Origin of the sequence: Basilea psittacipulmonis DSM 24701 (genome assembly GCF_000743945.1) — a bacterium.
GTDB lineage: Bacteria > Pseudomonadota > Gammaproteobacteria > Burkholderiales > Burkholderiaceae_B > Basilea > Basilea psittacipulmonis.
In genome coordinates, this window is sequence record NZ_CP009238.1 from 197962 (window position 1) to 211133 (window position 13172).

Consider the following 13172-nt stretch of genomic DNA (forward strand, 5'->3'; position numbering starts at 1 on the left):
GGGATGCAGTGGGTGTGGTGGTGGATAGAATGAGTAAGTGGGATGAATGGGGTGGTGGAGATGGCTTGTTAGAGGCATTATTTAGATGTCATGATGAGGAAGTCGTAGAAAATATTCAGCTGTGTAAAAAAGCAACAATAAAAACAGGAGGTGAGTTAATTTTTTAAAAAAAGGAGGGTTTGTGTAAATTATTTTTATAAATCATCTGGATAGATTTTTGTGGTGGTATTTTGATACAGTGTTGAGTAAGATTTTTTAAAAAAGGTGTTGACAGTAAAAATAAAAGGGGTCTATAATTCTAATCTTTCGCGATTAAGCGAATCTGTTCTTTAACAACGAAACAACCGATAAGCGTAGGCATGCTAGTGGTAGGGAGTGCGAGCTTCAAATAAGCTAGTGTGCTACGCGAATGACAGAAATAAACGAGTGAGGTTTATTGCTAGAGATAGTGATGAACACATTAGTTAATTTTTTTGAGTAGACGCTAGAAGTAGTGGTGCGGTAAGCGCCACGACCAAGAAATACAGAGATTAAACTCAAGAGTTTGATCCTGGCTCAGATTGAACGCTAGCGGGATGCCTTACACATGCAAGTCGAACGGCAGCGAGAGGAAGCTTGCTTTCTTGTCGGCGAGTGGCGAACGGGTGAGTAAAGTATCGGAACGTACCCATCAGTGGGGGATAACTACGCGAAAGCGTAGCTAATACCGCATATTATCTAAGGATGAAAGCAGGGGACCGCAAGGCCTTGCGCTAATGGAGTGGCCGATATCGGATTAGCTAGTTGGTGGGGTAAAGGCCTACCAAGGCGACGATCCGTAGCTGGTTTGAGAGGACGACCAGCCACACTGGGACTGAGACACGGCCCAGACTCCTACGGGAGGCAGCAGTGGGGAATTTTGGACAATGGGGGCAACCCTGATCCAGCCATCCCGCGTGTGCGAAGAAGGCCTTCGGGTTGTAAAGCACTTTTGTCAGGGAAGAAAAGCTTAGTGATAATACCATTGAGTGATGACGGTACCTGAAGAATAAGCACCGGCTAACTACGTGCCAGCAGCCGCGGTAATACGTAGGGTGCAAGCGTTAATCGGAATTACTGGGCGTAAAGCGTGCGCAGGCGGCAGGAAAAGAAAGATGTGAAATCCCCGAGCTTAACTTGGGAATGGCATTTTTAACTGTCTTGCTAGAGTGTGTCAGAGGGAGGTGGAATTCCACGTGTAGCAGTGAAATGCGTAGAGATGTGGAGGAACACCGATGGCGAAGGCAGCCTCCTGGGATAACACTGACGCTCATGCACGAAAGCGTGGGGAGCAAACAGGATTAGATACCCTGGTAGTCCACGCCCTAAACGATGTCAACTAGCTGTTGGGTCAAGACTGACTTAGTAGCGAAGCTAACGCGAGAAGTTGACCGCCTGGGGAGTACGGTCGCAAGATTAAAACTCAAAGGAATTGACGGGGACCCGCACAAGCGGTGGATGATGTGGATTAATTCGATGCAACGCGAAAAACCTTACCTACCCTTGACATGTCTGGAATGCTTTAGAGATAGAGCAGTGCTCGCAAGAGAACTGGAACACAGGTGCTGCATGGCTGTCGTCAGCTCGTGTCGTGAGATGTTGGGTTAAGTCCCGCAACGAGCGCAACCCTTGTCATTAGTTGCCATCATTAAGTTGGGCACTCTAATGAGACTGCCGGTGACAAACCGGAGGAAGGTGGGGATGACGTCAAGTCCTCATGGCCCTTATGGGTAGGGCTTCACACGTCATACAATGGTCGGGACAGAGGGTTGCCAAGCCGCGAGGTGGAGCTAATCTCACAAACCCGATCGTAGTCCGGATTGCACTCTGCAACTCGAGTGCATGAAGTCGGAATCGCTAGTAATCGCGGATCAGCATGTCGCGGTGAATACGTTCCCGGGTCTTGTACACACCGCCCGTCACACCATGGGAGCGGGTTTTACCAGAAGTCGTTAGCCTAACCGAAAGGAGGGCGATGACCACGGTAGGATTCGTGACTGGGGTGAAGTCGTAACAAGGTAGCCGTACCGGAAGGTGCGGCTGGATCACCTCCTTTAAGATAGCATAAAGCGAGGCTTCTTATCGATTATCGTGCCTACACTTATCGGTTGTTGTTGGTAGGAACAACTGTTCTTTAATAATTAGGAAGAAGCACAACTAAAGTATTCAAGGGTTTCTAGTGTTTGAATGAACGCTAGAGACGCGTTAAATGAAGACGGGTTGTGATTGCAAAATGAAGTTCTCGACGTCTTAGGTAGTAGCGATACTACAGAAGATGAAGAAAACGGCACAAACGCGAAACATGTAAGAGCACAATAGTGGATAAAAAGGCGCTATTGTGTGGTAGATAAGAAATTATTTACCGAAGAAGTTTTCTATAACAAGATTAAGTTATAGGATCAAGTGACCAAGTGCACATGGTGGATGCCTTGGCGATCACAGGCGAAGAAGGACGTGATAGCCTGCGAAAAGCTGCGGGGAGCTGGCAAATAAGCATTGATCCGCAGATATCCGAATGGGGAAACCCACAGCAATAAGCTGTATCATTAGCTGAATATATAGGCTAAATGAGGCGAACCTGGTGAACTGAAACATCTAAGTAACCAGAGGAAAAGACATCAACCGAGATTCCGGCAGTAGTGGCGAGCGAACCCGGAGCAGCCTGAGCGAGATAGCCGATTGTATAGTCAAAAGAGATGGAAAGCTCTGCTATAGAGGGTGATAGCCCCGTAGACGAAATGCAATCGGTGGTACTAAGCGCTGAACAAGTAGAGCGGGACACGTGGAATCCTGTTTGAAGATGGGGGGACCATCCTCCAAGGCTAAATACTCGTGATCGACCGATAGTGAACCAGTACCGTGAGGGAAAGGCGAAAAGAACCCCGGGAGGGGAGTGAAATAGAACCTGAAACCGTGTGCATACAAACAGTCGGAGCAGTCAGGAACTGTGACGGCGTACCTTTTGTATAATGGGTCAGCGACTTACATTCAGTGGCAAGCTTAACGAATAAGGAAGGCGTAGCGAAAGCGAGTCCGAATAGGGCGTCTAGTCGCTGGGTGTAGACCCGAAACCAGATGATCTATCCATGGCCAGGTTGAAGGCAAGGTAACACTTGCTGGAGGACCGAACCCACTAATGTTGAAAAATTAGGGGATGAGCTGTGGATAGGGGTGAAAGGCTAAACAAATCTGGAAATAGCTGGTTCTCTCCGAAAACTATTTAGGTAGTGCCTCGTAGGGTATCTGTCGGGGGTAGAGCACTGTTATGGCTAGGGGGTCATGGCGACTTACCAAACCATGGCAAACTCCGAATACCGACAAGATTGACTACGGGAGACAGAGCACTGGGTGCTAACGTCCAGACTCAAGAGGGAAACAACCCAGACCGCCAGCTAAGGTCCCTAAAATTGGCTAAGTGGGAAACGAAGTGGGAAGGCATAGACAGTCAGGAGGTTGGCTTAGAAGCAGCCACCCTTTAAAGAAAGCGTAATAGCTCACTGATCGAGTCGTCCTGCGCGGAAGATGTAACGGGGCTCAAGCCAGTTACCGAAGCTGCGGGTTTGTAGGCAACTACAAGCGGTAGGAGAGCGTTCTGTAGGCCTGAGAAGGTGTGTTGAGAAGCATGCTGGAGGTATCAGAAGTGCGAATGCTGACATGAGTAGCGATAAAGCAGGTGAAAAGCCTGCTCGCCGTAAGTCCAAGGTTTCCTGCGCAACGTTCATCGGCGCAGGGTGAGTCGGCCCCTAAGGTGAGGCAGAGATGCGTAGCTGATGGGAAGTAGGTTAATATTCCTACACCGGCATAGGATGCGATGGGGGGACGGATTGCGAAATGTGATCGGGGTGATGGAAGTCCCCGTTGTTGGTACTGAGAGGGTAGTTAGGCAAATCCGGCTACGACAATCAAGGTATTGAGTCGAAGGTAAGCTTGCTTACCGAAGTCACAGGAAGTGGTCCCAAGAAAAGCCTCTAAGCTTCAGTTCTATGTTGACCGTACCGCAAACCGACACAGGTGGACGGGATGAATATTCTAAGGCGCTTGAGAGAACTCAGGAGAAGGAACTCGGCAAATTGATACCGTAACTTCGGGAGAAGGTATGCCCTGGTAGCGTGTTAAAGCGTGATAGGGCCGCAGAGAATCGGTGGCTGCGACTGTTTATTAAAAACACAGCACTGTGCCAACACGAAAGTGGACGTATACGGTGTGACGCCTGCCCGGTGCCGGAAGGTTAAGTGATGGGGTGCAAGCTCTTGATCGAAGCCCCGGTAAACGGCGGCCGTAACTATAACGGTCCTAAGGTAGCGAAATTCCTTGTCGGGTAAGTTCCGACCTGCACGAATGGCGTAACGATGGCCACACTGTCTCCTCCTGAGACTCAGCGAAGTTGAAATGTTTGTGATGATGCAATCTCCCCGCGGCTAGACGGAAAGACCCCATGAACCTTTACTGTAGCTTTACATTGGATTGTGAACCGGCCTGTGTAGGATAGGTGGGAGGCGAAGAAAGGTGGATGCTAGTTCACCTGGAGCCGTTGTTGAAATACCACCCTGGTTTGTTTGCGGTTCTAACCTGGTACCGTGATCCGGTATGGGGACAGTGTATGGTGGGCAGTTTGACTGGGGCGGTCTCCTCCCAAAGTGTAACGGAGGAGTTCGAAGGTACGCTAGGTACGGTCGGAAATCGTGCTGATAGTGCAATGGCAAAAGCGTGCTTGACTGCGAGACTGACAAGTCGAGCAGGTGCGAAAGCAGGACATAGTGATCCGGTGGTTCTGAATGGAAGGGCCATCGCTCAACGGATAAAAGGTACTCTGGGGATAACAGGCTGATACCGCCCAAGAGTTCATATCGACGGCGGTGTTTGGCACCTCGATGTCGGCTCATCTCATCCTGGGGCTGTAGCCGGTCCCAAGGGTATGGCTGTTCGCCATTTAAAGAGGTACGTGAGCTGGGTTTAAAACGTCGTGAGACAGTTTGGTCCCTATCTGCCGTGGGCGTTGGATACTTGACGGAGGCTGCTCCTAGTACGAGAGGACCGGAGTGGACGCACCTCTGGTGTACCGGTTGTCACGCCAGTGGCATCGCCGGGTAGCTATGTGCGGAAGAGATAACCGCTGAAGGCATCTAAGCGGGAAACTCGTCTGAAGATAAGGTATCCCGGAGTCTTGAACTCCCTAAAGGGTCGTTGTAGACCACAACGTTGATAGGCTGGGTGTGGAAGTGCAGTAATGCATGCAGCTAACCAGTACTAATTGCCCGTGCGGCTTGATCCTATAACTTAATGTTGTTCTTACATGGTTATATGTTCAACGTGCCGTAACAATGAATTAAGCTCATATATCCCAATTCCCTTCATCAATGACTCATACAGGTTCGTGCTTCTTCCTAAGTGTTAAAGACACTCACAGGCTTTTGCCTGACGACCATAGCAAGGTGGTCCCACGCCTTCCCATCCCGAACAGGACCGTGAAACACCTTAGCGCCGATGATAGTGGATGGACATCTGTGAAAGTAGGTCATCGTCAGGCTCTCTATACCCAAACCCTCGTTGCTCACAGCAACGGGGGTTTTTTTGTTTTTATAACGCCATTAAATTTTTCACACTTAATGCTAGGTGTTATTGATTCATTGCGTAAAAATGGCTTTATTGGTGGATTGAATTAATTCATTAAGAAGCTTAACAAGACATGACACCATCTGTCCTATTGAACAAAATATACTTCCTGCAAAGCATAAATATGTATTTATTTGCGTAAATCCCTTGTTATATAAGTACTTATCATGTTAGTATGTGCATGCTTTGTAATCATGCAGGTTATTTATGAAAAAAATTGATGTAGTGGTCATATTACTCGTTTCGCTCGTTTTATTGCTGAGTGAACAGTTATATCGTTTTTGCTTTGGTATCCCTTTGTTAACTTTTTCAAAGTTGATGGAGACTGGTGCCATTTTCTTGGTTTTTGTGAGTATCTTTCGATTCACTAAATACCGTTTCAGTCGTTATCTGATTATTTTGTTCTTTTTTATCGCTCATGTCGCCAATAATGTGCATTACGCCATTTATGAAAGTTGGTTGACAGGCATGAATCTTTATTTGTTCTTCAAAGAATTTAGCGAAGTCAAAAACGCCGGATTGCCGATGTTAGGCACTTTGTTGCCTTGTATTCTTTGGGGACTAGGCGATCTGGTGATTTTCTTAATGGCACGTTATCGCCGACAAAAGACTTATTGGTTCAATGATGTATTGTTTGTTGCAATGATGCTTTACATTATTATCCGTTCGTTTTCTACTTATCAAGATCACGCAATTTCGCCTAAATACAGTTACGGCAAAATCAAATCAGCTTATTTTAGCGTTGGATATATGTTGGGTAAGATATTGCCTTATCAATGGCTTAATTTAAGCGATATGCCTGTTTATACCTCAAATACCCCCCCCCATTCGCAATTGCATGATTTAAATATAAAAAATATTATTTTGGTGATGGGAGAGAGTGAGTCAGCCATTCATTTAGATACTTTTGGTTACGATAGAAAAACCAGCCCTTTTATTAGTCAACTAAAAGACGATCCTAATGCCCTAGTAAGAAGTGCCTATGCATCGGGTTTCTTGACATCGGTGGCATTGCCTTCATTTTTCAACGCGATACCTCATCCTAATGGCTTGATGCAGATTTATAGTGGTCGAACAAATATTTTTAATCTTGCACAACAGCAACATTACAAAACAATATTTCATACCGCTCAAGCAGAATACGAAATGGCGATTATTAATCTCATTGGCTTGCATTGGATGGATGAGATCACGTATCCCACTAATTATGGTTATCCAATTAAGGAGAATATGCCTGATAATCAATTATTGCCTATTTTCTATCAAATGGATTTGGATAATGGTAAGCATTTTGTGGTATTGCATCAAAGAGGCTCACATGCACCTTATGGAAAGTACTTAACACCAGAAGAAAGAGTGTTTGGCGATGATGTATTCGACCAATACGACAATACTATTTACAATACGGATAGGTTCTTGCAAAAGGTTTATGAACATTTAAGCAAACGCCCTGATAATGATTGGTTGCTGATTTATACCTCCGATCATGGCCAGTATGTAACAAAAGCGGTGGCCAATCAAGGAACCGATCACGAGGATAGTTATCTGGTGCCTTTGGTGATTTATACTCGCAATGAGGCGTTGAAAGAAAAAATCGCTAAAACCTTTGATCATTGCCAACGTAGTACACATCAGCAATTAGCTACCTTTATCATTCAAATTATGGGATATGACATGCCGATTGCGGATTGCACGTCTGCTGCGGTAAATAGGATGATTACAGGCGATCTTGGGTATTTAAAAATCGATATGATTCAAAATACAAAAACCTGGATTTATCCTAAAAAGCATTAAGTCAAATCCATTATCTGAGGGAGTGGTTGTTCGGAAATTCCGAACAACCACTCAATTTATCTCCAAAGTATTAAATATCCTATTTTTAAACATCCTGTTCCGATTGCTTTTTGAGACTCGGAACGTATGCTGAATTGCGTAAACGTTTCCCAGCATCAGTATTAAAAAATCGCAAAGCAATATTACCAGTTCACCGTGGGTTTTTAGATACAAAGACCTGGATTTATCCTAAAAAACATTAAATCAGGTGCATTATCTGAGAGAGTGGTTGTTGCAAATTTTGCAACAACCACTTAGTATGAGAAAACTGAAACTTTAATCATCGTACTTGATAATCCATATTAAGCCACCTGCATGTTCCCGACTATCACAACACAAACGGCGTGGTCTGATAGATACGATAGTTTATCCAGTTACTAAACAAGGTATTGGAATCAGAACGCCATTTGTAATTAATATCGTTTAAATCGCCAATACGTGTGCGATAGTAATTGACGGGTGGTTTGATGGCTTTTCCAAGATCTTTATCGCGAATAAATTCTTTGTGTAAGGTTTCACGCGTATATTCAGGGTGTCCCATAATGAAAATATCTTGGTCATTGCGTAGGACGGTTGAGCCCGCTTCTTCACTGTACAAAAGCACCTCTACGCCTGAAGCGTTTTTGACTTGGGTTTCGTTTAAAGCACTGTGACGAGAATGAGGAATGGCGACAAAATCATTGAGATTGGTCAGTAGTAAATCATCCGCTTGTTTTTCATGATCAAAGATACCAAATTTCTTCTCATCTAACGCGACTTTATCGATGCCATGGAAGTGATAAAGTCCAGCCATGGCTCCCCAACACAGGTATAGAGTGCTGGTGACATGTTCTTTCAGGAAGTTAAAAATCCCTTGTAATTCATGCCAATAATGTACATCAGTGTAAGCCAATGTTTCAACGGGTGCCCCTGTCACAATGGCACCATCAAAACGTCTTTTCTTCGCTTCTTCGATACCGATATAAAACTGATTTAAATGCTCAATAGGTGTATTTTGACCGATATAGGTTTGGGTAGAAAGTAGGGTAATATTCGTTTGTAAAGGTGAGTTTGATAATAACGATAGAATCTGATTTTCAGTATCGATTTTGGTGGGCATGAGATTGACAATTAAAATCTCTAATGGACGAATATCTTGGGTATTCGCACGCTCTGTATCCATCACAAATGAGCGGTCTTTTAAATACGCATAGGCGGGTATATCCTTTGGAATAATGACAGGCATTTTGAGTTCCCTTATAAAACAATCAAGGTGGAAAATAAACGAATAAATGAGGAAGGATAAGAGAGTGTATGCGCCTTAGCGCATCATGAAGTGCATAGAAGTAACAGCGTGCATTTTAAAATGACGAATCATGCTGTAACTCCTATGAAAAAATTGATAACAGATATATCCTAATCATTGGACGTGATTTTGTCAAGCGATTTCTGTTATGTTCATTGCTTTTTGAGGTAATCAATCCAGTGTTGAGTAGAAATATCGTGTGGATGGTGTGTGTCAGGGTGGTGAATCTCATCCATAATATGGCTAGCTAATACTTTGCCAAACTCGACTCCCCATTGATCAAAAGGATTGATGCCCCAGATCACACTTTGTACAAAAACCTTGTGTTCATATAAAGCAAGTAATGCACCAAGTGTAAAAGGATTAAGCGTTTCCAGTAGAATAAGGTTGCTTGGACGACCGCCAGTATAGGTGCGGTGTTTGGCTAGATACTGTGCTTCTTCTTGAGGCATTCCTGCTTCTAAACATTCTTGGTAAGATTGCTCAAAAGACTTTCCTTGCATTAAGGCTTCTCTTTGGGCAAGGCAATTGGCGAGTAATTGTTCGTGATGTTTGGGCCAGCGGTGATCGGCTTGTAAACACGCGATAAAGTCAACGGCCGCCCCATCAATACTTTGGTGTAACCATTGGTAGAATGTGTGTTGACCATCAGTGCCTGTCATTCCCCAAACAGTTGGACCCGTCGGAATCGTCACTTTTTGTCCATTGATGGCCGTTGATTTTCCTAATGATTCCATTTCAAGCTGTTGAATATAAGGAATGAGGTTGTTTAAACGAGCATCATATACAGATAGATTTAAACTGCTGAATCCTAATAAACTTCGGTTGGCAATGCCTGCCATCGCCATTTGAATAGGAATATTCTCATCGATGTCAGCAGTAGCAAAATGTTGGTCCATTACGGCTGCACCATTTTGTATGCCTCCAATAATTTCATTGCCAACGGATAAAGCGGCTGAAATGCCTAAAGAAGACCAAATAGAAAAACGACCGCCTACCCATTCCCAAAAGTGAAAAATATTACTGGGTGAAAGCCCCCATTGTTCAGCGGCTTGGGGATTGGCGGTGATGCCGATAATTTGGTTGTAAGGATTCTCAATACCCGCCTGTTTAAGCCATTCTAAAGCTCTTTGTGCATTTTCTAAGGTTTCACTTGTTTTAAATGATTTGGTGGCAATGACGATAAGCGTCTCGTGAGGATTTAAACCCGATAATGCCCCTTCAATCGAGTGTCCATCGATGTTTGAGGCAATACGAATGTCACGCCATTTTCCTGTATAACCAAAAGCAGAGGTTAATAGTCGCACGCCCCAGTCACTACCGCCAATGCCAATGTGTAGAATACTTCTCCATTTTCGTTCACTATCTGCTCTAAACACAAAGTCTATGGCTCGACTGCGTTCTTTAGCGATTTCAGTAGTGGGTGGCATGTGTTTGCGTAAAGCCGTGTGCCAAGCAGCACGTTTTTCGGTGATATTGGCCATTCCTCCATTGAGTAGGATGTCGCGTTTTTGATCAAAATTTCTTGCTTTTAGTAATTCTTTAATTGCCTTGGAAATCGTGCTGTTATAACGTTGTCCAGTCATATCTACATATAAACCGGCAGTTGAAAAGACACGAAGCTCAGATGAGGTAGGTCTAGCCTGAATAATCGCATCTGAATAGTGTTGCCACGCTGGTAAATCTTGTAATAATGGTTCAGATAGAAATTCTGATGGTTTCATAACATTAAAAATAGTAAAATTAGCATATTGTTTTAATTAGATATATTACTATGAATCCAATCAGAAAAGCAGTTTTTCCAGTTGCTGGATTAGGAACGCGTTTCTTACCCGCGACAAAAGCCATGCCCAAAGAGATGCTCCCGATTGTGGATAAGCCACTCATCCAGTATGCTGTAGAAGAGGCGGTGAAAGCCGGTATTACGGATTTGATTTTTATTACAGGCCGAAATAAGCGTGCTATCGAAGATCACTTTGACAAAATTCCAGAGTTGGAAGCCGAGTTGGAAGCCAAAGGAAAACAAGCTTTGCTTGAGATGTTAAAAGATTTATTGCCATCTCATGTGAATTGTATTTATATTCGCCAGCCAGCCCCTTTGGGTTTGGGCCATGCCGTGTTATGTGCTGAACCCGTGGTGGGAAATGAGCCGTTTGCGGTATTGTTAGCCGATGATTTGATCGATTCATCCGTTAGCGTTACCCAACAGCTTATCCAAGCCGCTCATGAATTTAATGGCAGTGTGCTAGGTACACAAATCGTACCAAAAGAAGATATATCCAAATACGGCGTGGTAGCAGGTAAACGATTGAATGACCGTACTTTGCAGGTAACAGGTATTGTCGAAAAACCAGATGTTAAAGATGCCCCATCGGATATGGCCGTGGTTGGTCGTTATGTATTTGAATCCCGTATTTTTGAGCATCTTCGCCATGTAAAACAAGGTGTAGGCGGTGAGATACAGTTAACAGATGGGATTGCATCGTTAATGAAAGAACGTGCCGTCTATGCTTATGCTTATGAGGGAACACGATATGACTGTGGTTCTAAATTTGGATTCCTAAAAGCGAATTTGGAATTAGGTCGTAAATATCATGGATTTAATGACTTCTAAATGAACATATTAGTCACAGGTGGTGCAGGGTTTATCGGAAGTCATTTTATAGCATCCTGCACAGATGATGACACGCTTGTCAATCTGGACATTTTAAATTATGCGGCCGATCCTGAATTTGCCAAACGTTCCAGCCACTTTGTTCATGCCGATATTGCTGATCAAAACACGGTGGCAAGGGTGTTGGCATCTTATGATATTGGTGCGGTGGTGCATTTTGCGGCCCAAACTCATGTGGACAGATCCTTAAAACAGCCAGATGACTTTCTTGAACATAATACCGTCGGGACGGTGAGATTATTAGAGACCGTGCAAGCATATTGGGAACAAAAAGGTCGCCCAGATGCCTTTCGCTTTTTACATATCTCTACGGATGAAGTATATGGTGCGATTTTAGAGGGGCAGGCAGATGAGTTGGCCCCCATTTTTCCTAACAGTCCTTATGCCGCCAGCAAAGCAGCCGCTGAGCATTATGTACGAGCTTGGCATCGTAGTTATGGACTACCCGTCATTATCTCAAGGTGTGCCAATAATTTTGGACCGCGTCAATATAAAGAAAAGTTAATCCCTTTGATGATCGATCGTGCCTTGCAAGGACTGCCTTTGCCTATTTACGGTTCAGGCTTGCAAGTCAGAGATTGGTTGTACGTGGGTGATCACGTTGCCGCACTCAAGTTGTTGTTGGAAAAAGGACAGGTTGGGGAAATCTATAATATTAGTGCCCAAGATTATTGGCGTAATATTGATCTGGTGACTTATCTTTGTGAGTTATTAGATCGGTATCGTCCGACCCGTTATGCTTATAAAGATTTAATTCATTATGTAGATGACCGTCCAGGCCATGATGTTCGTTACGCCATCACTGCTGATAAGATGAATGCATTGGGGTGGTGTCCGACAAAAACGCTGAAAACGGGGCTTGAAGAAATGATTAAAAATATATAAGAGGGTGGTGATGAAAGCATTACAAAACATTATTGATTTAATGCAGCTCGAAAAGGACAATGACTCAGTTTTTATCGGAGCCACGCAAGATGTATTAGGAACGGGAAGAGTGTTTGGCGGACTGACGTTGGCACAGTCTTTGATGGCGATGTCTTTGACCTGTCCTGATCGTCATTTACATTCTTTGCACGCTTATTTTATGCGACCTGGCGATACGCAAACATCCACGTATTATCAAGTGGAGAACTTACGTGATGGAGCTGGTTTTAGTACACGTTCCGTTTTAGCGTGCCAACACGATCGTCCTATTTTCACTATGCAAGGATCGTTTCAAAAGCTTGAAACAGGCGTAGAACACCAAGATTTCATGCCTAATGTTCCAAGACCTGAACAGCTGGTGTCTTTGGAGGTGATCAAAAGAACGATGCTAGATAGAATGCCTGAACAGGTGGCTTTACGATGGCAAAAAGAACAGCCTTTTGATATCAGGCCCGTGGAGCATTTTAAAGAAGAGATTGCTTATCATCAGGCAAAAAGACATATTTGGTTTAAAGCGAATGGACAGATCCCCAACCACCAAGCCTTACATCAGGCTTTATTGCTTTATGTGTCGGATTTTTATTTATTGCTCACGGCTTTATTACCTCATGGCTTAAATGCTTTAAACCCTGATTTAAGAGTCGCTAGTTTGGACCATGCGATGTGGTTTCATCGCGAAGTGAATATGAATGATTGGGTGTTGTATTGTATGGATAGCCCTAATGCGGCGGGAGCTAGAGGGTTTAGTCGCGGACAGTTTTATAATATAGAGGGACATTTGATTGCATCAACCGCTCAAGAAGGTTTAATTAGGCACTTATAGTA

Annotated in this window: 7 protein-coding genes and 3 rRNA genes; 8 read left to right on the forward strand and 2 right to left on the reverse strand. The window is 44.1% G+C overall.

All coding sequences use genetic code 11. From position 1 onward, the window contains the following. Positions 1-29 precede the first annotated feature (29 nt). From IX83_RS09010 to IX83_RS00885, 5 genes are all read left to right on the forward strand, one after another. Positions 30-167 (forward strand): hypothetical protein, encoded by a 138-nt coding sequence (locus IX83_RS09010; protein WP_158074708.1) that lies wholly within the window; start codon positions 30-32, stop codon positions 165-167. Positions 168-532: 365 nt separating this feature from the next. Beyond that, positions 533-2074, forward strand: a 16S ribosomal RNA gene (locus IX83_RS00870). Positions 2075-2415: 341 nt separating this feature from the next. Continuing rightward, positions 2416-5290: ribosomal RNA gene (locus IX83_RS00875) — 23S ribosomal RNA — on the forward strand. A 142-nt stretch (positions 5291-5432) separates the two neighbouring features. After that, positions 5433-5545 (forward strand): 5S ribosomal RNA (gene rrf / locus IX83_RS00880). Together the 16S, 23S and 5S rRNA genes form the textbook arrangement of a ribosomal RNA operon. A 293-nt stretch (positions 5546-5838) precedes the next feature. Next, on the forward strand, positions 5839-7425 hold the full coding sequence (locus IX83_RS00885; protein ID WP_038498096.1) for a phosphoethanolamine transferase: 1587 nt from the start codon (positions 5839-5841) through the stop codon (positions 7423-7425). Between the two features lie 367 nt (positions 7426-7792). On the opposite strand, the gene IX83_RS00890 is transcribed toward IX83_RS00885, so the two are convergent. Together IX83_RS00890 and pgi are read right to left on the reverse strand one after the other, a co-directional pair. Then, positions 7793-8689 (reverse strand): homoserine O-succinyltransferase, encoded by an 897-nt coding sequence (locus IX83_RS00890; protein WP_038498099.1) that lies wholly within the window; start codon positions 8687-8689, stop codon positions 7793-7795. Between the two features lie 212 nt (positions 8690-8901). Beyond that, positions 8902-10473, reverse strand: a complete 1572-nt coding sequence (pgi, locus tag IX83_RS00895; RefSeq protein WP_038498101.1) for a glucose-6-phosphate isomerase — start codon at positions 10471-10473, stop codon at positions 8902-8904. Between the two features lie 50 nt (positions 10474-10523). Between pgi and galU the strand changes: the two genes are divergently transcribed. Genes galU through IX83_RS00910 form a run of 3 tightly spaced genes read left to right on the forward strand, consistent with a single transcriptional unit; the run spans position 10524 to position 13170 of the window. Continuing rightward, the gene (gene galU, locus IX83_RS00900) at positions 10524-11363 is read left to right on the forward strand and encodes a UTP--glucose-1-phosphate uridylyltransferase GalU (protein ID WP_038498104.1); all 840 of its coding nucleotides are present in this window, start codon (positions 10524-10526) and stop codon (positions 11361-11363) included. Next, a complete protein-coding gene (gene rfbB / locus IX83_RS00905) occupies positions 11364-12308 on the forward strand; it encodes a dTDP-glucose 4,6-dehydratase (RefSeq protein WP_051918992.1) in 945 nt (314 codons plus the stop codon). It begins immediately after the preceding gene. Between the two features lie 10 nt (positions 12309-12318). Next, complete coding sequence (locus IX83_RS00910) at positions 12319-13170, forward strand: acyl-CoA thioesterase (RefSeq protein ID WP_051918994.1); 852 nt, start codon at positions 12319-12321, stop codon at positions 13168-13170. The last annotated feature ends 2 nt before the right edge of the window (positions 13171-13172 follow it).